A 23,925-nucleotide genomic window follows, 5' to 3' on the forward strand; every position below is an offset into this window, starting at 1 on the left:
CAGAGGTCTTTTGTCATTTAAATTTTATTCTTCTTATTTATTATCAAAGGGATAAATTCAAAATTCAGGTTAGTATTCTTTAATTCTTCTATTTCATGAATTTTCGTTCCGTCAATTCCCAGCCTAACAATAGCTCCTTTCTCCTTAAATTCATCAATCCTCTTTAAGGTTAATTTACAATTTTCACATGTATATGTCTTTTTAGTCTTATCTTTAAACAGTCTCAAAGCCTCGCAATCAGAACAACTAATCTCCTTATTGTATTCTGTTGCAGTAATGGAATGAGCCAATGATTTCTCAGGTGAATGGTCATTTTTCTTATCATGTTTATTAATCAAAGCTAAAGCAAATGAAAAATTTCCTTCCCCTATCAAAAGTCTTTTTTTATGATTTCCAGAACAAACATGTGGTATTTGCGTTGGTAAACCTGTAGACTGGCTCGCTGTTGCATTCAACATGATAACCCTCTTGTATAAAACTTTTTACTGAAAACAAAACCTATCAAAAAAAATTAAAGTCTACTTAGCATTTAACTTTATTTTCTGATTAAAATAAAAATGCAAACTCCCAATATTAACTTATTTTTTTATCCATTTTTAATTTTATTTATAGATTGTGCGGTTATTTCTGTGTAATTTAACCTCAAATAAGATTTGATGGAAAAATAGAAAAGATTTGTAAATATTTTGCTTATTAAAAAAAAATTGAGCCACAAAATATTGCTTTTCATTATTGCTATAAAAAATTTGCAAACGTACTCTTTAAGCTTTCTACAAAAAGGCTTTCCGGCAAACTATAATATCACTCTTTGCCAAGTTCTTCAGCTCGGCAATATTTCTCTGTTATTCTTAAGTCAGTCCATCCCATTTCATTTTTAAATTGCTCAGCAATACTTTTATTTTCTCTATCAGCATCTTTGCAAGGTTGCGTTCCGTTATTCAAAGCTTGTCTGACATACGCCTCCAAATTTATTGGCGTAGAAATTTTTGAGTTTGCCTTGGCTTTCTCTACTTGTTGCCAATAAATTTGAAGAGCTATTTTAATCTTCTCGATCCCAAAATTTTTGATCCACCAGGTTGCACGCTTCTTTTCAATGGGATCACCCATTTCAGGCTAAATATTTGGCAAATAATTCAAAAAGCTTTTTTGTTCATTCGAAAATTTAACAGACCAATCTTTTTCTTTGGTTTTAAATTGAGGAGATTTTGTTTAAATGGAGGGAATTTGTAGAGTTAATGGATTAATTTGCATCTCTGAAATTGAAGATGATAAGGATTGATCAGTCTGCTGAGTAATAAAAGAAATCTTTTCTGGATAAATTCCTATATACATAACATTATTAAGCAAGTCAGGTCCTATTTTCATAGCGCGAAATCCTCGAAAAATAAGCCCTTTATTTTCTAAGAAAATCAAAGCATTTCGGCTTTGTATTTCGCTAAAACCGAACTTTTTATTAAAATATTTATAATTCAACTGTAAAAGATCATTTTTGAACTTTTTTCAATAACCTACCATTTTGCTCGTTTTAATATCATAAGGGGGGATAAAACAATGTCAGCTAAGATTAAAGCAGTATTGATTTGAATTTTACCTTTTCCATTGCGAAGATGAGCGTACCACTCATTGAGAATAATATTGCCTTATGGCAATTTTTTCCCACCTGTTCAACGGTTTCATTGATGGTATAAATCACAAAATTCTCCTGTTTGTTGCAGAAGACGTTAAAATCAAAGTATTTTTAAGTATTTAATTTTTAGTTAATAAGAATAAAAATGCTTAAAACTGTATGTAAGCGAAAAGAGATAAAGCATTAAAAATTTTGGATAACGCTTACTTTGTGGCAAAAAAACTAGGGTATTTACAAGATTATTCGCAAGAAGTAGCTATAGATATCTTAATTCTTAACGAACGAAAATATCTATCTTCCGAAATGAATTCGACTAAAGAAAAACAGAACAAATAACCCATCAATTTTTAAATAGTGCTCACTTTCTATGGAATTTCTTTAACAAAAAACTACTCAATGACCCGAAATACAAAATTTCTAAGTTTTTGAAATCTTCTTATCTTTGAGAATTTGGAAACTTATTACAAGCCTGATCCAAAGAAAATATCATACAAGTAATTGATCGGGGCTTTGGCGCTATCCGCCTAAGTATTCCTGCCAAAATTAGATAAAATATCATGGAAACATGAAAGAATTGAATAATTCGCTATTAGAATAATTGCCTTATTGGCTTGCGCTTGGGTAATTATAAAAATTATTTAATCCTTAAGACGCGAAATTAGGACGATAGAAAACTGTAAAATATTGAAAGAAAAATAACTTGTACTTTTGTGGATTTTGAATATAAGGGGATTTAATTAGTATAATAGTACGAAAAAGTCGTGACTTTTTCGTACTATTATACTAAAATGTCAGAATACAATGAAGGATATTTGCATGAATCGTCTTTATTACGCAGCTATAATCGAGCATATACAAGAAGACCATCAAATGTTATTTTTAATGGGTCCTCGCCAAGTTGGAAAGACGACAACATGCAATTCATTGAGCAAAAAATATAAATATTTCTTTTATTTTTCTTGGGATAATTTAAATGATAGAGAGAAAATTCTGATAGGTCCAAAAGCTATTGTCGAAGTAGTTGGATTAGAAAGCTTAATGGATTGTAAGCCAATCATTGTATTCGATGAAATACATAAATATTCGGATTGGAAGAATTTCCTTAAAGGTTTCTATGATAGCTATTTTAATAGAGCATCTATTTTGGTTACCGGTAGCGCTCGCCTCGATATTTATAAAAAGGGAGGTGATAGCTTAATGGGTCGTTATTTTCTTTATCGATTCCATCCTTTATCTGTGGGAGAAATTGTAGATCAAACATTTCCAAATACAGAGGTACGATTAAATCCGATTGCAATTTCCGAAACAAATTTTGATACCCTATGGCAATATGGAGGTTATCCCGACCCTTTTATAAAGGCTAATAAGCGGTTTTTTAACCGTTGGAGCAATCTGCGCTTTCAGCAGCTTTTTCAAGAAGATATTCGAGATCTTACTCGAATTCAAGAGATAAAACAACTTGAAGTCTTGGCGAACTTGCTCAAATTCCAAGTTGGAATGCAAACAAGCTATGAATCCTTAGCAAAAAAAGTCCGAGTAACCGGGCATACGATCCGTAATTGGATAGAAGCTCTTCGTTCACTTTATTACTGTTTTGAAATACGACCATGGTCAAAGAATATTTCCAGATCTTTACTTAAAGAACCAAAATACTACCTATGGGATTGGGCACAAATAGAAGATTTAGGAGCTCGAGCAGAAAATTTTGTTGCATCTCATCTACTAAAATCTATTCAGTTTTGGACTGATGCTGGGTTTGGATGCTATGATTTATATTATATTCGAGATAAAGATCAACGCGAAGTTGATTTTTTAGTGACACGTAACGATGAACCTTGGTTGCTTATTGAGGTAAAATTATCTAGTAATAAAGCAATCTCTCCAGCATTGAGTTATTTTCAGCAAGTAACGGGAGCTAAACATGCTTTTCAGGTTGTAATAGATCTCCCTTGGGTCAATCGTAATTGCTTTGAAGAGACGCGACCAATTATTGTTCCTGCAAAAACATTTCTTTCGCAATTAATCTAACGAACTTAAGTATCTTTTGTTTTAAAAATTTTGGATAGTGCTAAATAGGTAAGGCTATTCCAATAAACTGATCTAATTGAATAGAGTAATTGTTCTAATTCGAACAGAGAAGAGCAGTGAAATGTACGCACTGCGGATCAGATTTGGTAAAAAAAAATGGTGCTACAAGACAAGAAAAGCAAAATTCCTCTTAGAAAACGGGCTATCATTGAAAATGATCAATAACCTTACACCCCCTTTGTTTACTGATCCTATCATCTCGTGAATTTAAGGCACTTTTAGATCAAAAACTACAGAGTTGTATTTGAGTTTTATCAATTTTTACTTAATTTTTATAGCTCTCCATCGATAAAACGAAATTTTCTCTTAAAATGTGACTACCTATTTTATCTCATAATTATTGCAATAATTTTTATCTACAAATCCTAATCAGTTAAACTTGTACTCAGCGCATTTTGAAGAAAGCATGAGTAAAGAAATTAAAACTCATATAATTTTAATTTTTATGAAAAATTTGGATTAGATAGAGAAAAGAATAGTAGGGCTCGGTAAGATTGTTGATCAAAGCAAATAGTTTTTGATTAAGACAATCATTCTTTTTTTAATCTTATTTCTATAGTTTTTTCCTTGCAAAGCATATAAAGGCACCTAACCTTCGACTTGGAAAAAAGCTACGATAGTTATCAATTCCGCAAATAGTCATAAAATCTTTCAATAAACAAGACTAAAATTTAGCTAAATAACCTCCAGTCTAAAAGGCTAGATACCCTCTCCCACAGACGCTTTAAATCAATATTTAACTAACTCTCAGTATAAAAATGTTGATGAGAATGCAATCAAAAAAGATTTAAATTTTATCATTTTTGCCCATCTGGATAGAATGAATATATTACATTCCGTACGTAATTTATCAACCAACCATAACTTAGGGCAGCTAAAAAATAAAATGGACCTCATTCAAAGCTATCCTAAAACCTCATCTTTTTATTGAAAGTTTTTCTATTTAATAATTGTTAGATTGAGTGAAGTTGCAAAAATTTCAAAAAGAGCTAATCCAACATCCGTGATTCTGTCACATCCCCTCAGATCTAGATGCTGCAAAGCCATTGAGGATGTTAAATGCACTAATCCCACATCGGTGAGATTTCCGCAGTAACTTAGGTCTAGATGCTGCAAAGCCGTTAAGAGTTCCAAATGAACTAATCCAGCATCAGTAAGATTCCAGCACTGGCTTAGACTTAGATGCTGCAAAGTCGTTAAGGATCTCAAATGGGCTAATCCATCACCAGTGAGATTCTCACAGTAGTTTAGATCTAAATGTTGTAGAGCCATTAAAGGTGTTAAATGCGATAATCCTGCATTGGTGAAATTTTTACAGTAGCTTAGATTTAGATGCTGTAAAGCCACTAAGGGCCTCAAATGGATTAATCCTGCATCAGTGAGATTCCAGCATTGACTTAGGCGTAGATATTGCAAAGCCGTTAAGAGTTTCAAATGGCCTAATCCTGCATCGGTGAGATTCCAACATTGGCTTAGACTTAGATACTGCAAATCCACTAAAGGTGTCAAATGTGCTAATCCATCATCCGTGACTTTGTTACATCCCCCCAAATCTAGATGCTGCAAGGCCGTTAAGAGTTTCAAATGAACTAATCCTGCGTCGGTGAGATTATTGCAATTGCTTAAATCTAGATACTGCAAGGCCGTTAAGGGTGTCAAATGCGCTAATCCTGCATCGGTGAGATTATTGCAATCGCTTAAATCGAGATGCTGCAAAGCCGTTAAGGGTGTCAAATGCGCTAATCCTGCATCGGTGAGGTTTTCACAGTAGCTTAGATTTAGATGCTGCAAGGTCACTAAGGGCTTCAAATGGACTAATCCTGCATCGGTTAGATTCTCACAATCGCTTAAATCTAGATGCTGCAAAGCTGTTAAGGGTCTCAAATGAACTAATCCTGCATCGGTGAGTTTATCGCAAAAGTTAAGATTTAGATGCTGCAAACCCGTTAAAGGTGTCAAATGCGCTAATCCTGCATTAGTGAGATTTCTACAATTACCCAAATTTAGATGCTGTAAAGCTGCTAAGGGCCTCAAATGGGCTAATCCCGCATCGGTGAGTTTATCGCAAAAGTTAAGATTTAGTTGCTGCAAAGCTACTAAGGGTGCTAAATGCACTAATCCAGCATCAGTAAGATTACGGCACTCTTCAAAATGAAGCTCTTTTAAATTTTTACAATTTTTTAAAACTAAGAGATGAGCATCGGTCAAATGGGCATTGTCTGAAAAATTAAGTGCTTCTATCTCATCTAAAAAGTGATTTATAATTCTTTGAAATTCGGTTAACTGAGAAGTCTGGTTTAAAAATGCGCACACAACAGTGAATTCTAAATAATTTTTCAAAATATTTAATTGACAGCGATGTGCAAAATTTAAAAGTTCTTTTAATTCGACTAAGCTCTCTTCAATAGAGTTAAAGGGTTCAAATCTCTGGGATTTGTATCCATCAATCAGCTGTCCTTCTAAATGTTTCACTACTTCTGTCACTTCATAATAATCGGCAAGTTGGATAACAGAAGTGATCTCTTCCAAGGGAATTTCAAATTTAGGATTCGTTAAGCAATTGAGCAAAAGCGTAAACTCTTTTTGTGTCAAAGCCAGAGGATGTTGCAGGGTTTCTTGAAATTGCCCCGACCACAAATTGTTAAAGTAGTGTGATTTGTCCCTTAGCAAAACTAGTTGAGAATGAGAAATGATCAGAGAAGTTCCCTCTTGAAAACTTAGTTGAACTTCTTCAGATGATGAGGAAAGATCGGAAGGTTGAGCTGTTGGTGGACTAACTTCTTCTATAGCAGCTAAAGAATTATTTAAGGAGTTATCTTTATCTCTAGAAGGATCGCTAATTTCTTGAGATTGGGAGTAAGAAAAAGTCGTTGTATTGACAAGATAACTATGCCTAAATCCTGAATTAAAAATATTCAAAATGATTCTCCAAATGAATTAATTTCGATTAATTATAAATGTTTTAATAATTCGATAAAATTCAAATATAAACTCCTTAGCTTTTGATCTAAAAATGCTTTAAGTTTAGATTGCCAAAAAGGCTACGCAAAAGGATTTTTATATTTTTAGAGACTGTTTTAGTTAGAAAAATAGTTGGATAGTCATTTTAGCATGGCAATTTCCCTTCCCATACCTACAAAATCTACATATCAAATTATCTTAAAAGCAAAGTAATGATTAAAAATGGCATTTTCTTTTTAAACGCTATAAAAATTGGGTCAGTCTTCTTAATTTAATCCTAAAAAATTTAGACTCCCACCGTTTTTTCTTTGCATCTTAAATCCTCCTTTGTTGTGTTTTCACCCTCTTTAAATGCACTTATCCCTATTTTAACTTCCTCTAGTTTTTTGCAAACTATAAAATTATGATAGCAAGACAAGAGAATAGCCTGAGCAATGAATATGGAAGAGAAAAGCGGGATGGCTAGAAAAAGAGTTTTCTGAGTGAATTTTTTTGCTACTGATTTTCTATCACTCTCAATGCTTTTCTTTTTATTAAAGAATACTGACAAATAAAAAAATATTTGAAGCAAATTTGTTCCCCTATTTCCATTCAATAAATAGGAGGCCACCTCTTATCGCTTGCATTCACAAAAAGAAACGAAAAAAAGGTTCAGCAAGAATTTAACATCGGCCTTTTGATTACAGAGCAAATCTTTTCTATAGCTTTAAAGCCTGGTTAATCATTATCAAGCCAAATGACAATCTCCCCCATTAGGATCTGTGATCCATTTATAGTTTGACTACTTCTCTTCGTAAAACCAAAATATTATTAACAATTTATTCATTGGATGAGGTTAGCTATGAATGTAAATTCAATTCAGTTTAGCACGTTATATAATTCTCTTATTTTCCAAAATTTGCCCACACTCTCCATATTAGATCATGTAAAAGGTTTAATTGAGGCCTATAAAACAAAATTCGTTACGGAAGAAAATATCATCATCAGTGCCAAATGGCTCATCGAAAAGGTCAATCAATTAGAAGATTTTAGTGTCCAGCGTGAATGTTTTTGTCGCCTGCTAATATTGGAAATGGAAGACGTACAAAATTTGATAGTACAAGAGGTAGTACCTCTTTTTGATTTTAAAACATTTTTGTATGATATTCAGCATGAACAAGCCCAAGAATTAATTGATCTCGAAAGAATCGTCAGTGAAATCCTGGAAACAAAGCTAACTTCAGGTCAATTTAATTTTCTGGTTCCTATCTGCATAATTTACCAACGCATATTAGAGCACCTGTGGTTGCTTCCCTATCTCGAATTTGGCAATCACTGTTCTAATCTACTTGCCCAGAATAAAGGCTCCATTCTAAGCCATATGAAGGGATGGATAGAAAGCCTCTATCAATTAGCTAACGAGAAAAAAATTGAATTTTTTATCCCAAAAAACGTAGAAAATTCCGTCCTAAGGCTTTTTGAGCCACTACCTGAAACTGTCGCAAAAGAAATTAAGGTGCAAAAAACTGCCATTCATAAAAATAGAAAATTACCTTTAGAGTTTTTAGCAATCATGGCAGAGTTTTACGGAAAACAAGGTGATTTTCCTTGCGCTATCTCCTATGCAGAAGTTCTTTTAGGAATTCTAACAAAGGAATTCCCAGAGATGTCACAAAATAAAGAGTTATTTAATAAAGTTAGAATGATTCATGGAAATCTTGCAACGTGGAACAAATCTCTTAAGCGGTATCAAAGTGCTATTTATCACAGCAAAGAAGCATTAAAAATAGCGGAGGTTCTAAACGAGTCTCATGAAGTATTCATTTATTTAAAAAATATAGGCTCTTTTTATGCAATGCAAGGACAAGATGATTGCGCGCTTCTTTTTTATAGTGAAGCTCAAACTATAGCGCAAAAACTCACAGATCCTAAAATTAAAAGCCGAACTCTTGTTGATCTTGCAGAGGTTTATCTTTCCTTAGATAAGAATGAAGAGGCAATTCAATGTTATCAAGATGCATTAAGCCTGACAGTAGAGAGAATCGAACAAGCACACATCTACACTAGGATCGGTCACGCCCAAGCTAAAGCCCAACGCTATCAGACAGCTGAAGAGGCTTATCACGACGCATTGAATATTCTCCCACCAGACAAGTTTCTAGAAGCAATAAAAATTCATGAAAACTTAGCCACATTATTTAATCATTTAGACAAATATGAAACAGCTATTTTTCATGCTGAAAAAATTTTAGAGCTAACGCAACATCCATCAGTTCAAATAGATGAATCACAAGTATTAAATAGTAAATTCGGGGCGTTGACAACTCTTGGAAAAATCTATACTACTATTGAAGATCGTGAAAAAGGACTTGATTATCACACGCAAGCTTTAAGTGTCGCTGAAAAATTAAAAACTTTTTCAGAATATTTAGGACCAGTATATACGAACCTCGGTGCTACATCTTACTATTTGGAAAGTGATTCTGAAAGCATAAACTACTATATTAAAGCATTAGAAATAACAGAAGATCGCCTTAAGCGAGCCAAACTTTTAATAAATTTGGGACATGCTTTTTACCGCTGTGGTAAGTTTGCTGAGGCTGTTAAATATTACAAAGAAGCCGTTGAAATAAGCGATAAAACAGAGATAAAAAGCAGCAGCTTTAATGGCTTAGGTTTATGCTACATAAATTTGGGAAACGAGAAGAAAGCGATTCAAAGCTTTGAAAAATTCGTTTGTTTATCTCAGGAGTTACAAAATCGCCGCAAAGAAGCGATAGGCTATCATAATTTAGGCGTACTATATAGCAAGACTGATGCTAGCCTAGCAAAGAAACATTATCAAAAAAGCATTGGCATTTACGCAGCCTTACATCAAGAACTTAAAAGTCATCGCCATTGGCAAATTATTTTTTTTGAAGAACAAGTAAAACCGCTTTTATGTCTGGAATTTCTTTTCTTGCAACAGGTTAAAACTGAAAAAGCTTTGCAGGTCACAGATTTTAGACGTTCGCGTGCCTTAGTTTCCGCTCTGACAGAAAAATTCCAATTTCAGAAAAATAACTCTTTTTTTTCTTCTGGACTCACATCTCAAAACATGCAAGCCCTTGCTCACAAGATGAGCACTTGCTTTATTGTTTACTCTTTTGCTTCCGAAAATATGGACAGCATCACTATTTGGGTTATTCCTCCGCAGGGCGAAATAACCTGCCAGCAGCTGCCCTTAGGAATTTTGACAGAAGAATTTGAAGAAGCGACTTACGTTTTTCAAACGTTTCCTTTTATTGCTGAGACAAGAACTGTTAAAATGTCATTGTCATCTTTTCTAGAGGAGCTAACTCGTGGAGAGTCGGATGAAAATATTCATCTCTCAAATTCGCAAGCTTTTAAAAAGCGTCTTAAGAATTGGTATGAAATACTTATTACACCAATTGAAGATTATCTTCCCAAAGACCCCCAACAAGTGGTGACCATTATTCCCGACGGCTATCTCGCTCAAATACCCTTCGCCGCATTTTTAGACAAAAAAGGAACCTATTTGATTGAAAAACATCCCATTTCCATTGCTCCTTCGATTGGAATACTCAAATTATTAGAGGAAATTCCTAAAAAATTCTCAAAAAATTCTCTCGTCATTGGAAATCCCACAACGCCCTATTCAAAAGACTCTTTACCATTTGCAGAAAAAGAAGCGCAAAAACTTGTCTCTCCTCTCCTTAAAACAGCTCCAGAAAGAATTCTCTTACAAGACAGTGCTACTGTTCAACACGTTGTAGAAGGAATGCGGGATGCACGCTGGATTCATCTGGCCTGCCATGGAACGACAGGCACAAAGCCGGAAGAAAAGCTCGATTCCCATTCTGTTTTTGAAGGGCTTTTCAAGCTCGCTCCCGATGAAAGCCATCCTCAAGGGTATCTCCATGCACAAGAAATTGCGGCGCTTACACTTCATTCGGAGTTGGTTTTCATGAGTACATGTTTTTCTGGCAGAGGCAAGCTTCACGGGGAAGGAAGCGTCGGCCCCGTCTGGTCCTTTCTTGCAGCCGGAGCACTGTCAACGGTGGCAACTTATTGGAGACTACCGGACAGCGATCTAACCCTTCAGATGGTTGACACCTTTTATCGCCACCTTTTGGGTATTGGAGAGGAAAAATTAAACAAAGCCCAAGCATTGCAAAAAGCCATGCTGATGGCCATTGAGCAAAAACGAGAAAAACCTCATCTATGGGGAGCTTTTTTCTTATCGGGACTAAGTGAATGAATTAGATAAAGGTTTTAAAATAGCCTGATGCTGAATATGGCTGCCAATTTTTAAAATCATTTAATTCTTAAAGCGCGAAATGTCAGCAATAGAAAACTATAAAAGAAATGAAGAAAAAAATGCCTTGTATTAAATTCTGGTCAGAATTTCGAATATAAGTAGTCTGTATTAAATTTTAGCTATTGAGCTTTGACTTCTTTTTAAATCAAAGAAATTAAAGCTCAATATTTTTAAAAGCCAACGTGCTTATATTCAGGAGATTGAAATTGATCTTCTTCAGATTTTTCGTCATAAACAATATTATCAGAAATTGTAGATAAAACACCCACACTTGACCAGGCTTGATGAACTATATCAGCCATTTCAAATTCTTTAGCTACTTCTATAGTTCTATGAGCGAACGTTTCAAAAGTTTCATTGTTTTCTAGTGTTCTATTTTGGGAAGCTCTAAACCAAATTTGAGCAATGATTCCCCACGTTCTACCACCTCCTGATTGACATGCTAAATAAAAAGCATGGCTTGGAATGCAGCTGTTATCATGCACATAGCCATAATCATTTTCTTCATCGTATCTAGGCAAATCTTGTTTATCTTCATCAAGATCTTGTTTGTAATTTCTCTCCATAGTAGATGGAATAGATAGATCGCGAAGGTTTCCAACCCACCATGTTTTCCTATTCACTAAAATTTGTCCAGTAATTAACCAAATTTTACTATTATCTAGCTCTTGTGGCTTGAGCAGTTGCAATTTATGCTCGTTTAAATCTTGAATTTTAGAAATGTTTAGCATTTCTCGATCAATTCGCTTAACTTCGCGTTTATTTAATTTTTGTTGCTCTAACAATTGAGTTTTACGCTTTAAAAGTTGAGTTTCACGATTATTTGACTCATGTTGTGCGAGCGTCAGAAATCCACGCTTATTTAACTCTTGAATTTCACGATTATTTGTCGTTCGAATTTTACGAATGTTTATAACTTCTTGATTAATTTGCTGAATTTCGCGATTGTTTGATTCCTGTTGCCTAATCAATTGGTTTTTATGATCATTTAACTCTTGAATTTCATGGTTATTTGACTCTTGTTGCTTGAGCAATTGAATCTTATGATCGTTTAATTCTTGTCGTTTAAGCTGATAATTATTGTCATTTTCTAAAATTTCTTTATCTATTGACCAATGTTTAAAAGCAATTCCAAATATATCTGCTAAAGATTCATTCAATGCACCTGATTGCCCTTCGTAAGTGAGCCTTCCGTTCATGATGGCGTGAAAATATTCATGAGCGACCACTTCCTCTGTAACTGCAAAAGTATTGTTAAATTTAAACTGACACACTTCGTTAATGGTTTCGCTAGAGCAACTCCACTGAGCATTATGTTCTTGCCAATTGATGTAAAGTTTAGCAATTTTTCCTTGACCATCAATTCCACTAAAATTAAAAAAGCTCTCAAAAAATTCGTAAACTTTCTTTACAGTTTTATAAAGTTCTGCAGCGACAGGATCACCAGAAGTTGCGCATTGATTATTTTTACAAATTTCTCGCCCGCCACGTATTGTGTAAATCTTAATATCTGGCTCAGGATAATTCCATTGTATTCCATAGTTAGTTTTTATTTGGCTAGTGTCTGCTGGAGCATAAGTTTTACAAACAGGATAACGTTGCCCTGCAGGACGTAAGCTTGAATTGTGCATATTTTTTTTCCTATTTACAATGCGTTTTCTACAATAAAAATATTTATCAATTAAATGTTTTATTTCATGTTTGTGTATATAATAGGTTTAAATTATTGGATAGAATAAAATAAAAAAATTCTATTTTAGAATTGATGTTGCCCCGCAAAAAAGCCCAATAGAAAGCAGAAAATCATGCTATCCTTTAAAAAAGGAAAGTAGCATGAAGAAAAATTTCCCAGAAGAACCAATTACTAGAAACTTAAAAGAAGTTGACGCTGAAATACCACTTGCAGAAGTTTGTCGCAAGCACGGGGTCAACGCAGCTTCTTATTATCAATAGAAAGCAAAATTAGGTGGAATGGAATTTTTCTGAAGCTTAACGATCAAGAAGACTTGAAGTTGGACGATAAGTTTAAAACATTTGTTGCTGATTAAGCTTTAGACATTATGGTTTTAAAGGGTTTTCTGTCAAAAAAGTGGTAAACTCAATTGCTAAGCGACTTTGTGCTAACGCATGCTGAAAAACTATCGATTTAAAGATGCGCTTTAAATTGTTGGTATTCCATAATGTTGAAATTTTGATCATCTATTATTATCTCAATTTTAAAATGTTAATTTTAATTTGAAATGTCATATCTATTTACTTTCATAAATCTTTCTTTTAATTTAGGGATCTTAAATTTTAACTTTAAATGATTTAGTAATCAAAAAGTAAAAAATAGTTAAGCATTAAATGTAATGATCTAAAATTAAATAAAATTTTTTTGAGGAGAATATTTATATGTGTCCGATTTCCGGTGGCTTACAACCTTATTCCATTTCTTACTCCAACATTAATGAGTTCGATAGAGAAGAAGTGCCGGTTGGTGAATACAAATCGATGCAAGACGATACCAGAAGAGCTTTTATAGACAATCTTTATTGTGCAACCCACCTTATTTACGGAAGCTGGGGTTCATTCCAAGGAAATTGTTTTGCCATAGCTCCTGATCTCCTACTGACATGTCAATACTGTTTAGAAGAAGGAGAGATCAGAGGAACTTTTGGAGCGGGAAAAGTTATTTTTGATGGAATTAGGTATTGTGGGCTAGATTTCGCTGTCTTATGGGTAGAAGGAGGCCGATTCAATCCAGTCACTTTAGATTCGGATATCCATGTAGAGGAATCGATTCAAATGTATCATAAACCAGAAGGTTTAGCTTTAAATAAATATGTAAAGCTTTTTACTTCTGAGAGTAAACTTTATGCTACGCCTGGAAATTTTGCCTTTTCTCAAACAGATCCTGGAGAATCTGGAGCTCCTAGAATGTCTCTACGGAATGGATATGTCCATACTATGCACCAGGGTAATGGTGAAGGGCTAACAATGAATGCATTTTACGCAATACTTGTGCAGGCACAGAATGAAGGTAGCGGCAATGCTAATTATATTCTTTCAAATATCAAAATGGAGCATTTAGCAACAAGAATTGTAAATTGGTCATCTTTAATCATAAGATCAGGAGATGTAGAAGAGAAGCCAAGGATAAATGAAGATGTAAGGATTTGTGATCCAAAAAATTCACGGAAAGTACTTGCTACATTTCATTGTAGAGAAGTAGGCGAAGGAAAAGGCAACAGGTGGATTACAATTTACAAGAAAGGAATAGCAAATTCTGAAATTACTTATGCGATTAGTCCCAACCCTCATATTAATAAAACATACAAAAATGATGGGGAAAAAGAATTTTATCGAACATTGGCAGTATCAATAGGGACCTATTATTTATCGAACAAGGCTTATCCTATTGAATGGGCTATTAAATTATATAATCAAAATTTTATTCTTACTAAATACTCAATTGATTTTTTAACTTAGCTAAACTTGTATAACTAAGATTAGTAGATCTTTTGTTTATATCATAAATAAAAGGTCTACATATTTTCTTTTTATTTCAATGCTTCCTTCATATTTTTTATCCATTTTCTAAAAACTATAAGCAACTAGAAATTGAGAGAGAAAATAAACATAACGTTTTTTTAGAAATTTTAAAACCCTTTCGGGCAATCAAATAAATAATTTATTGAAAATAATAAATCGAAATAAAAATTAAATTATAAATAATATTTACTGAAATATTGAAAAACTTTAATTTGTTTTATTAAAAATTTTGAAAGGAATTATAAGCTTTAGAAAAGTAAAGAAATCAAAAATAGAAAGCGAGGCGTTGCTTAGCTAGAGTTCTCTTTTTATCCCCCATGCCGAGAAACCAAGGATATGGATGAGTTGATAGTTAATTTCACTATCAAAATGATCTTATTTTGAAATCCGAATAAGGTCAAACTAAGTTTAATAGGGTATTAATTAAGTGAATTTTCACAAAAGTCAATTTTGTGTATAATGAAATTATCACAAAAGGAGGTTCATATGGGACAGACTCATAAAGCTAGATTAAGCGTAGATTGTACACCAGAAGAGAAGATGTATATTAAGATGCTGGCAGCAAAAAAGCAGATGACTATTAGCGAATATTTTTTATCTTTTGCCAGACAAGAGATGCCCAAATGTGCCGGTCATGATTGCACCAAAAACCATGAACCTAATGAAGAGACAGCGCAAGTTTTAAGGGAAACTAGAAGAGGTGAAAACATAGAAAGCCACGACTCCTTAGAAGACTTTTGGAAAGCAATGGGGATGAAACCGAATGCTTCACCTTAAAAACTCGACTAAGTTCAAAAAAGATTTAAAGAAATTTCAACACCAACAACACATAATTGACGAACTTAATACTGTCGTCACTGCTCTGCTCAAAAAACAAACTCTTGATCCTAAATACAGTGACCACTCCTTATCTGGTGATTGGGTTGGTAATAGAGAATGCCATATAAAACCAGACGTTTTACTGATTTATTGGATAGATGAAGAAAAAGGAATTTTGTTTTTAGAAAGAATAGGTTCCCATTCTAATTTGTTTAAATAATACAGAAAAATAAAAATGAATAAGAAGCAGATTTGGCTTAATGAAGTAGAAATCAAACATAAGGGATTAAAAATGGAAAGGGATTGCCAGTCGAAGCTGCAAAGGATTTTAAGGAAGAGAACATCGAGCCAAAAAGTTTGATTTAATTGTCTACAATTTCTCTCTATTAAAGTAGTCTACCATTTAATGAAGATATTATTCAAGCAATTAGCAAAATGGATAGGCATCGAATATTTACCAACTCCACTAAATCAACGCACAGCATTTTGTAATGCCTTTTCTTTAATCTATGGTCTACATCAAATATTTTCTGAAATATCAAGATTTCGCGATTAAGCATTATTGGCTATAGTCCCAAAAATATAGTACCATTAAACTGTGAATAAAAAAGTACTTATAACACTCTTGAATCAATATTCATATAAATTTTGTTTAATCTAACAATATAGAAAACTTTATAAAGAAATTTTTAGTTTTTCAAAAAAAACAATTAAATTAAAAATATAATAGGCAAATAAATAAAAAAAGTTTGAAAAAATTATTAAGAAATTTATTAATGCGGAATTAAATTATTTCACCCCTCAGGCTAACGGAAAAATTTCAGGAAACCTAAGTTAAAATATGTTGCTTGTATTTTTCCTATTTTATGCATTTAAATTCACGGTAGTTTATATCCCTCTTCTCTAATAAGGAGAAGGGGGATAAGGCATTTTAGAGATCAAAAGGCGCCTTAAATAATCCCGATTTGTGGATCGGCAGTAGCACTTGTGCGCGCTTCTTGTCTTTTGATCCAAGTGTAAGGTTCCTGTTCAGGATTTTCAGAATTTTGATTTATTCTAATTTCCATACCAATATTATGACTAGCGACTACGCAATTACCCACTGTTTGCTGAACCCTAGGAGTAAATTTTTTAGACAGCTTTAGTAAATTTTTCGTTGCTGCACGTAAGTTAACTCGAACACTTGAATAAGCTTGTATTAAGTCCACATTATAAATTTTATCTTTCGCTTTGTCTTCAGGCAATAAAGACGCAATCAGAATCTTTAATAAATACTTCTTTAATGGCTTTGGATTTTTCTCAATTGCTTGAAGAGGTAATAAAGCAACACAAGAGGGATAGACACAATTTACTCCATTTATATTTATAAAAGGATGATAATCAGTATCATCGCTCCATAAACCTGCATTGTCAACGCGAATTAAAACATTATCTTGCATACGTCTAAAACTCACATAAACACAATGATCTATAGAACCTGAACTATAGCTTACCTCTTCTTCATGCTTAAGGTTTTGGATAGCATTTAACATTAATTTAGCATGAGGCTCAAAGTCATTTTTGATATCTTTCAAGAGGTAATATAATTCATCTGGGTTTTCTTTTTCATTTTTAATAGCATCAGAAATGACTGATTCATAATCGTTTTCTAATTTTGTTACTTCGTTGGCGACTCGAAGAGTGCGAAGTTCTACGCAAATTTCTTTTACAAGGCGTTGAGTCAATTCGGTACGCGGTGTATTAATAGATGGATAAGAAAATTTAGGTAATTTGCGTTTGGAAATATCTTCATTAACTAAGCTCATTGTTAACCAAAAAAGATAACTAATGCGAAGAGGAAGAAAATCTGCTGTATTCCATCCTGATAAATTGATTCCTTTTACAAATTGACAAGATAATGAACCATCTTCATCTGTAACACAAGAAGGTGGGGTATTGGTAACCACTCCTGCTAAATCTGCCAGATGTCCATGGTAAACACGATAGTTACGTGGATCCTTTCTATACGAAGTAATATCTATAGCAAGCAATTCAGAGATATTTCTGTCAATCAAGCTCTGTTCTTTTTGATGATCAAGGCATTCTAATTGTTTGGCTACCTCTTTAATGCGCTTTAGAATATCGTCGCATTCTTTTTCTAATGAACTAAGCATGGGATATGGGGCAATAGATAAAACTGAAGCTCTGCTAGTAAGTGCATTCATATATTCTCTTTTATCAAGGATTAATGGAATTAAATTTAATGTGCTGTTCTCTATTTATTAATTTAATATTTAGATAATCGCAACGCAAATTTGATTTAAGCGATAAATAAGAGAGAAAGCTATCGCGCGAATTAACAGGCCAAATACGTTTAATTGATATCGATAAAAAGTTATTTAGAATAATTAAATGCTTCTTATATATTTTATAAGCAATACTATTCACATAAAAACATTTAAATATGCTGAACAATACTCTTTTAATTGAAAAAGCAATTAGATAAATTTTCGATCTTACAAGCCATTTTGCAATATCTTTATTGTCTGAAATTTAGCTTTTGAGCTTTAGTTTTTCTTTTTAAATCAGAAAAATTAAAGCTCAATGTTTTTTTAAGAGCCGACACACCTATCGCCTGTGTTCGGGAGACTGAAATTGATTTTCTTCAATTTCTTCGTCATATTCATTGTTTTCAGAGGCAGTAGATAAAACACCTACATCTAACCAGGCTTGAAAAACTATACGATCCATTCCAAATTCTGTAGCTTTTTCTATCGTTCTATTAGCAAAGGTTTCAAAAGTTTCATTGCTTTCTAGTGTTCTATCTTGAGAAGCTTTGAACCAGATTTGAGCAATGATTCCCCACGTTTTACCACCTTCTGATTGGCACACTAGATAAAAAGCATGGTTTGGAATGCAACTATTCTTATGCACATAGCCATAATCATTTTCTTTTTTATATATAGGAAAACCTTGTTTATTAAGATCTTCTTGATATTGCTGCATAGACGATGGAATGGACAAATTGCGAAAGCTCCCCATCCACCAATTTTTAGGGCCCTCTAAAATTTGTTCGTCAATCAGCCAGTGTTTAAAAGCGATTCCAAAGACATCAGCCAACGATTCCTCCAATGCACCCGATTCTCCCCGATAATTAAGCTTATTGTGCAAAATTGCATGAAAGTATGCATGAGCAACAATCTCTTTAGTTACTGCATAGGCATCGTTAAAAGTAAACCAACATACTTCATTGATGTTTAAGCTAGGGCAACTCCATTCCGCATTTCGTTCTTGCCAATTGATGTGAAGATTAGTAACAGTTCCCTGATCATCAATTCCCCTTAACTTAAAAACTCTCTCAAAAAACGCGTAAACTTCAACTACAGTTTTGTAAAGCTCTGCGGCGATAGGATTTGTTGAAGTTTCACATTGATTATTTGTACAAATTTCCTGGCCATTGATTACGGAGAAAATTTTAATATCTGGATTAGGATAACTCCATTCTATCGCATAGTCAGATTCTATTTGTTCAGTTGCAGGATTTAATTGAGCATAAGTTTGACTAAAAGAATAATAGTCTTGTCTTGAGAAAAAACTTGAAGGCTCCATATTTGTTACTCTCTATTATATTTACAAACAAATTTTATAAATTAATTTTTAATTAAATATTATGTCTTAATTTTTTTTATGTTATTAACATCAATTATTAGTTATAAATAAAATGGCATAATTTTTATTTTAAAATTTGGTAAAATTTTTTTTACATAAATAAGATTAAAAAATATTTATTCCCCACATTTTATATAATGTTTTTTATTACCCCCTTTATTATTTTAATAGTTACTTAATAAAATAAATTTTTATTTATGATTTATCCAAACTTTCATAAACAGCAAATATAATCTTGCCAATTTTTTGATAAGCTCGAAATAAACTAATTTCGTGACCTTCCGGCAAAAATTTGGCTTAAACAAATTTGATTTTTTGTATCAAACTGAAGCCTAGCTTGTTTGCCGAAGGGTTTGTGCGCCTTAAAAATTCCTAACAGGTTATTTATATTCTCATTAAAACCTATGTGTCTTCAGAATCATCTACTGAACCAAAAAAAGGGCTTCCTAAGAAATCTTCATTTATGCCTTCTTTTTCTCTATCTTCTGCTGCTTGTTTATGCTTTAACTCTTCTTCCTTGCGTTGTTTATTTTTAGCAATATCATTTTTCACTTTAGCAAAAAAAGAAATAGTTCCTGAATTTTCTTCTGCTTTGGATTCTATCTCTTTTTCTTCAGCGATCTCTTTCATTGAATAATAAATTTCTAATAAATCGTTCGGAATTAAAATGCTTTGCATCATGTCCAAAATGCCAGCAAAATCATTGATAAGTTCATGGGGAATTTTTAATATTTTTTCATAACATGTTTGCAAATTGTGGCCTCTAAAATAAAGCAAAAATTTAGGATATTGTAATTCATGCTCGTTAATTATTTGATTTTTTAAAATGAGTTGCACATTCTCACTCTCTTTACTATCAAAATCAATTATATTTGATTTATTCATGATTATTGTATCACGTTTCCTTAAACAATTTACTAATTTAACCCAATCCCCTTCATATTTTTTATCAGCGCTTTCTTTTCGATCTTCAAAAAAACTTTTCAATGTTTCGACAACAGCTTCTTTGTCTGGATTTTTTCCAAATAAGTTTATATTTTTTTCATCAAAACATAAATTTCCTGCGATGTTAAATATATCGCAGTTCGTTTTTTCAATTGTTTGTTCAAATTCCTTTTGTAATCCCAATAAGAATTCTTTAAAAAAGCGAATGGCTTTTCCAGGATTTTTTTCAATCCTTTTTATTGTATCAACTAATTTTCCGGATGGTTCTTTATTTTCTAAAATTGCTTCACATACGTCTATTTGAGTTTGGATAAGCTCGGCTAAATCTTTAAAATTTTGTTCTCTGCATGGAAAAGCTTTTTCACATTCTTCTCGCACACGATTATAAAAAATATTAATGATTTGTTGGCAAAAATTAGAATCACTTATCTGGTTTTCAATCGATTCCTCAGCCAATGGTAAAGATGAAACTAGAGCTTCAAATTTTTCCATACAATCTTTTATATGGGGCTGCAGAACAGAATCAGTGCTAAAGTTTTCACGAATATAATTGAGGCATAAAAATAAGTGGATAGGGTCCAAAATATAGTTTTCTATACTGTAGCGCTTTAAAGCTTTTAAATTTCTAGGAGCATTTACATGATTATGGTTATCACCATCAATTAGGCCAAAAACAAATGGGGATAAAGGTTCGCTATTTTGCCCCACTATTTTCTTAATAAGTGACTTGATGACACCACAACTGGAGAGATGATCCTGCTTTCCTGCACCATGCACCTTGAAAATCATTTGAGATTCTACCATATGCGTATCGTTTAATCGTTTCGCTAGAATTGAATAAAACTGTTTATCTTTATTTCCTTCAACAAACACCACTGCAAATGGCTCATTCACATAAACCAAATTGCCACTTAAAATATTCATTGCTTGTCTCTTATTTGCAACAGGCTTGATGGTGGGATTAAAATCAGGTGGTTCATTTTCTAGGATAAATAAAGATTTTTTGGGAACAAAACTAACCGTTGTCGGATTATGGGTTGTCATAATTACTTGGATTCCAAGTTCTGTAACTAATTTGGTTTTGATTACATCAATGACCTCTTTTACCATGCTCGGATGTAAATGCGCATCTGGTTCGTCTAATAAGATAACACTCTTTTTTTGAATATTACGCTGATCGAATCGCCAAAGAAGTATAAGAAGTACAATTCTTTCCCCTGAAGATATATTACTTAACGGAATCGTCGAATATTTCATCTGAAGAGCTTTGTTGGCAAAAGTTAAATTAACGTCCTTGAATTCACCATGATTAACGTTCCAGGCAAAGCTTGTCTCAGACAAAATATATTTAAACTTGCATTTAGCTAAGTAATTGTTTATTTCCTCAAAAGTTTTTTTAACAGCCTCTTCTTTATCTCTTGCCTCGCTCAGCATCTTATCCAACAATTTATTAAACGTCAGCTTGGCCACTTGCTGAATTGAATTATAGTCTGCAATATGTGGCGTATTTCTTTTATTAAATTGATTTTTTAATTCATGTTCAAAGCTAGAAAAAGAATTGGAGTCTTTTTTATTTATTACTTGAAGAGTGGATTCAATAACTTCATCAAACAATGGTTGAGCAGAAGGAATGTCTGATCCTTTTCGCAACAATTTATTTACTGCATATTCGTTCAAGTCTTGAAATGACTTTTCTAACTCTGCTTGCAATTTAACTTTAGATTTATTTTCTGTGTCCTGTCTTAATGATTTGAGCTCATCCGTATTTTTTAAAGAGCAGATTTGAAAATTATTGCTCGAGAGTTTAATCGTACCTTGATTGCTAAAACTTCCAAATAAGATCGCTAGCAAAAGATTTGATTTTCCTACCCCATTTTTACCTGCGATCACAGAAAACATGGGAATGGCTTCCCACCTGAAACCACCAGGTAAATTTTGATGGTTTTGGCCTCTGACCTCTAATTCGCTCAAGTAGCCCGGATTTGAGAATTTATCTTCAGAAAGAAGAAGAAAGGAATCAGTTAAATTCATGTTAAGCCTCAAATAAATTAAGTAAATTTGTTCATCATATTTCTTTTCAAATTCAGTGAAATAATCATTTTTGAAAAGAAGTCATCAATACACCTGTGATTAATCCCTCAGATGATTAGAGAAACTAAAATTAATGTTTTGCCGCGCAATCCTGCGTTTTTATTTATTAGAGTACATATGCCATAAAATAGAATATTTATGTAATAAAATTTATTTGACAATATTGGAGGGTATAATCAAATGTTTGAAACAGTATGGGATTAATAAAATTAAATTTTGGAGGCAGACTAAGCTTTCTAATAGTGCCTTACTTACTCTGCTGAAAACTTAATAAATTTAATTGCACAATTTTTTGATAGATTTATTATAAATGATTTAATATAATCATTTTGTTAAATTTTAATTATACAATTTATTAAAATAGATTTGAAATATTAAATTAATATTTAAAAATTATTAGGTTGTATACAAACGCTTATAATAACAAGTTAGAGGAGGCCTTAATGTTTGGTGGAAATTTAGATACCACGCTTGATACTAGACCTAGAAATGGAAATTCGGATATTAACTCACATTATCCAAATTCAGATGCTGAAAAACGAGAGCTTAGTAAAAATAAATTTTTAGCCACACTGGGTGAGGGTCTGCAGACATTGCAGACATGGCAGACAAATCCACCTGATTTAAATAGTAAGAAAAAAGTTGATTTGATAAGTCAAAAAGTCTCAACGAATGACGAAAGTTCTATTTCTAGCTCTGATGACGAAAGTTCTAGTTCTAGCTCGTATATTAACGTACTTTATCCAGATTCAGCTGCTGAAAAACGAGAGCGTTGTATAGAAAATTTTTTTGCCACACTGGGGGAGGGTCTGCAGACATTGCAGACATGGCAGACAAATCCGCCTGGTTTAAATAGTAAGAAAAAAGTTGATTTGATAAGTCAAAAAGTCTCAACGAATGACGAAAGTTCTAGTTCTAGCTTTGATTCTGAAAAAGAACTTTATTTGATTAGCGATCGTGAAAGCTTTACCAATCAGCATGAATTTTCGACTGAGACCCAAATAGTGAATGTCGAACTTATTTCTTCTACTGTTCCAATTTACTTGGAAAAAAACATACTGACATACAAAGATTTTGAACTTAAAAAATTTTCTAAACGTAAAATTTTAATTCTTATCCATGGATTCACAGTAAAATATGAGAATGCATTGAAAACATTACGAAACGTTGCCAATAAAGCTGGGAATAGATATGACGCTGTTATTGGTTATTTATATCCTGCTTGCGCAAAATTTTACCAATATAATCAAGCAAAAGAGAATGGATTGCACGCAGCTGAAAAGCGTCTACCGGAGATATTGCATTCAATACGATCAGTAGCGGAACGCGTAGACATTGTAGCTCATAGCATGGGAACAATAGTTGCCATGCACGCGTTAAATCAAAGCATCGATCTAAAAATTGATAAACTCTTCCTTCTTGGAGGAGCACTTGAAGAAAAAAGTATTTTTGAATGTGATGGTCAAGGATGTACCACTTTGAAGCGGGCATTATCTAATGCTAAAAACATCTATGTGCTTTATTCCTGCAATGATAAAGTCCTGCCATGGCTGCATGTTATCGATTCTACGCAACCTCTTGGACGTCTCAGTGAAAATATACAGCAAAAACCTATCGCAAAAAATGTTTGCCTAATTAATACCACTTCCGTTGTGAAAGGTCACAGTGCTTATTTTCAGAGTCAAGAGGTCTTTAAATTTATATACGATGATGCACAAGGTAGCAGCCTAGTAGGTACTTCTTTCTCTCTTACTCTCGATGGATTATCCTCTTCGGAGCTTCCCATAGTCTGTTCTAAAGGGAAAAATAATACCATTTCGGGAGGATTTTCTAAAAAATTTGTTGCCTTTAAATTCGGAGGAAAAAAAGCACGTTCCAAAGATTAACACATAAAAGTAAGCTCTAAAATCAA

At 33.0% G+C, this 23,925-nt stretch carries 16 protein-coding genes and 1 pseudogene; 8 read left to right on the plus strand and 9 right to left on the minus strand.

Translation table 11 applies throughout. From position 1 onward, the window contains the following. Nucleotides 1-17: 17 nt before the first annotated feature. The 3 genes from TY19_RS05525 to TY19_RS19565 form a co-directional block, all read right to left on the minus strand. Complete coding sequence (locus tag TY19_RS05525; protein ID WP_042280810.1) at nt 18-458, minus strand: Rossmann-like fold-containing protein; 441 nt, start codon at nt 456-458, stop codon at nt 18-20. Between the two features lie 343 nt (nt 459-801). Next, nucleotides 802-1,107: a hypothetical protein gene (locus tag TY19_RS19560; protein WP_042280812.1), complete on the minus strand. Its 306-nt coding sequence runs from the start codon at nt 1,105-1,107 to the stop codon at nt 802-804. Nucleotides 1,108-1,209: 102 nt separating this feature from the next. After that, a complete protein-coding gene (locus TY19_RS19565) occupies nt 1,210-1,365 on the minus strand; it encodes a hypothetical protein (protein ID WP_226988487.1) in 156 nt (51 codons plus the stop codon). Nucleotides 1,366-2,443: 1,078 nt separating this feature from the next. Here TY19_RS19565 and TY19_RS05540 point away from each other — a divergent pair. Both TY19_RS05540 and TY19_RS26820 read left to right on the plus strand, forming a co-directional pair. Continuing rightward, entirely contained in the window at nt 2,444-3,655 is a 1,212-nt protein-coding gene (locus TY19_RS05540; protein ID WP_042280816.1) for an ATP-binding protein, read from the plus strand. 116 nt (nt 3,656-3,771) lie between these two features. Further along, a pseudogene (locus tag TY19_RS26820) lies at nt 3,772-3,840 on the plus strand (transposase-like zinc-binding domain-containing protein); the annotation flags it as partial. A gap of 814 nt (nt 3,841-4,654) precedes the next feature. Here TY19_RS26820 and TY19_RS11710 read toward each other — a convergent pair. Continuing rightward, complete coding sequence (locus TY19_RS11710) at nt 4,655-6,634, minus strand: leucine-rich repeat domain-containing protein (protein WP_052354807.1); 1,980 nt, start codon at nt 6,632-6,634, stop codon at nt 4,655-4,657. Between the two features lie 328 nt (nt 6,635-6,962). Continuing rightward, nucleotides 6,963-7,247, minus strand: a complete 285-nt coding sequence (locus tag TY19_RS05550; protein WP_042280818.1) for a hypothetical protein — start codon at nt 7,245-7,247, stop codon at nt 6,963-6,965. Between the two features lie 270 nt (nt 7,248-7,517). Between TY19_RS05550 and TY19_RS05555 the strand changes: the two genes are divergently transcribed. Next, nucleotides 7,518-10,916: a CHAT domain-containing protein gene (locus TY19_RS05555; protein WP_042280821.1), complete on the plus strand. Its 3,399-nt coding sequence runs from the start codon at nt 7,518-7,520 to the stop codon at nt 10,914-10,916. A 230-nt stretch (nt 10,917-11,146) separates the two neighbouring features. Here the strand turns inward: TY19_RS05555 and TY19_RS19570 are convergent, their stop codons facing one another. After that, complete coding sequence (locus TY19_RS19570) at nt 11,147-12,607, minus strand: M4 family metallopeptidase (protein WP_042280823.1); 1,461 nt, start codon at nt 12,605-12,607, stop codon at nt 11,147-11,149. A gap of 202 nt (nt 12,608-12,809) precedes the next feature. Here TY19_RS19570 and TY19_RS15245 point away from each other — a divergent pair, with 202 nt between their 5' ends. The 4 genes from TY19_RS15245 (at nt 12,810) to TY19_RS05580 (ending at nt 15,549) form a co-directional block, all read left to right on the plus strand. Then, a complete protein-coding gene (locus tag TY19_RS15245; RefSeq protein WP_148300642.1) occupies nt 12,810-12,929 on the plus strand; it encodes a transposase in 120 nt (39 codons plus the stop codon). A 441-nt stretch (nt 12,930-13,370) separates the two neighbouring features. Further along, entirely contained in the window at nt 13,371-14,447 is a 1,077-nt protein-coding gene (locus tag TY19_RS05570) for a hypothetical protein (protein ID WP_042280825.1), read from the plus strand. Between the two features lie 549 nt (nt 14,448-14,996). After that, a complete protein-coding gene (locus tag TY19_RS05575; RefSeq protein ID WP_042280827.1) occupies nt 14,997-15,287 on the plus strand; it encodes a hypothetical protein in 291 nt (96 codons plus the stop codon). After that, complete coding sequence (locus TY19_RS05580) at nt 15,274-15,549, plus strand: type II toxin-antitoxin system YafQ family toxin (protein ID WP_042280830.1); 276 nt, start codon at nt 15,274-15,276, stop codon at nt 15,547-15,549. Before TY19_RS05575 ends, TY19_RS05580 begins: the two co-directional genes overlap by 14 nt. 730 nt (nt 15,550-16,279) lie before the next feature. Here the strand turns inward: TY19_RS05580 and TY19_RS05585 are convergent. The 3 genes from TY19_RS05585 to TY19_RS05595 form a co-directional block, all read right to left on the minus strand. Further along, on the minus strand, nt 16,280-17,533 hold the full coding sequence (locus TY19_RS05585; RefSeq protein ID WP_042280833.1) for a hypothetical protein: 1,254 nt from the start codon (nt 17,531-17,533) through the stop codon (nt 16,280-16,282). 403 nt (nt 17,534-17,936) lie between these two features. Next, nucleotides 17,937-18,917 carry a M4 family metallopeptidase gene (locus TY19_RS05590; RefSeq protein WP_042280835.1) on the minus strand — a complete coding sequence of 327 codons (981 nt, stop codon included), beginning with the start codon at nt 18,915-18,917 and terminating at the stop codon, nt 17,937-17,939. A 462-nt stretch (nt 18,918-19,379) separates the two neighbouring features. Further along, nucleotides 19,380-21,953, minus strand: a complete 2,574-nt coding sequence (locus TY19_RS05595; protein ID WP_042280836.1) for an AAA family ATPase — start codon at nt 21,951-21,953, stop codon at nt 19,380-19,382. A 503-nt stretch (nt 21,954-22,456) separates the two neighbouring features. Between TY19_RS05595 and TY19_RS05600 the strand changes: the two genes are divergently transcribed. Beyond that, entirely contained in the window at nt 22,457-23,899 is a 1,443-nt protein-coding gene (locus TY19_RS05600) for an alpha/beta hydrolase (RefSeq protein WP_042280837.1), read from the plus strand. Nucleotides 23,900-23,925 lie beyond the last annotated feature (26 nt).

This window comes from Candidatus Protochlamydia sp. R18 (genome assembly GCF_000648255.1).
Lineage (GTDB): Bacteria > Chlamydiota > Chlamydiia > Chlamydiales > Parachlamydiaceae > Protochlamydia > Protochlamydia amoebophila.

Excerpts from the sequence above, each read along its gene's own strand:
- TY19_RS05525 (WP_042280810.1), bottom strand. The coding sequence starts at position 458 with ATGTTGAATGCAACAGCGAGCCAGTCTACAGGTTTACCAACGCAAATA.
- TY19_RS19560 (WP_042280812.1), bottom strand. The coding sequence starts at position 1,107 with ATGGGTGATCCCATTGAAAAGAAGCGTGCAACCTGGTGGATCAAAAAT.
- TY19_RS19565 (WP_226988487.1), bottom strand. The coding sequence starts at position 1,365 with ATGAAAATAGGACCTGACTTGCTTAATAATGTTATGTATATAGGAATT.
- TY19_RS05540 (WP_042280816.1), top strand. The coding sequence starts at position 2,444 with ATGAATCGTCTTTATTACGCAGCTATAATCGAGCATATACAAGAAGAC.
- TY19_RS05555 (WP_042280821.1), top strand. The coding sequence starts at position 7,518 with ATGAATGTAAATTCAATTCAGTTTAGCACGTTATATAATTCTCTTATT.
- TY19_RS19570 (WP_042280823.1), bottom strand. The coding sequence starts at position 12,607 with ATGCACAATTCAAGCTTACGTCCTGCAGGGCAACGTTATCCTGTTTGT.
- TY19_RS15245 (WP_148300642.1), top strand. The coding sequence starts at position 12,810 with ATGAAGAAAAATTTCCCAGAAGAACCAATTACTAGAAACTTAAAAGAA.
- TY19_RS05570 (WP_042280825.1), top strand. The coding sequence starts at position 13,371 with ATGTGTCCGATTTCCGGTGGCTTACAACCTTATTCCATTTCTTACTCC.
- TY19_RS05575 (WP_042280827.1), top strand. The coding sequence starts at position 14,997 with ATGGGACAGACTCATAAAGCTAGATTAAGCGTAGATTGTACACCAGAA.
- TY19_RS05580 (WP_042280830.1), top strand. The coding sequence starts at position 15,274 with ATGCTTCACCTTAAAAACTCGACTAAGTTCAAAAAAGATTTAAAGAAA.
- TY19_RS05585 (WP_042280833.1), bottom strand. The coding sequence starts at position 17,533 with ATGAATGCACTTACTAGCAGAGCTTCAGTTTTATCTATTGCCCCATAT.
- TY19_RS05590 (WP_042280835.1), bottom strand. The coding sequence starts at position 18,917 with ATGGAGCCTTCAAGTTTTTTCTCAAGACAAGACTATTATTCTTTTAGT.
- TY19_RS05595 (WP_042280836.1), bottom strand. The coding sequence starts at position 21,953 with ATGAATTTAACTGATTCCTTTCTTCTTCTTTCTGAAGATAAATTCTCA.
- TY19_RS05600 (WP_042280837.1), top strand. The coding sequence starts at position 22,457 with ATGTTTGGTGGAAATTTAGATACCACGCTTGATACTAGACCTAGAAAT.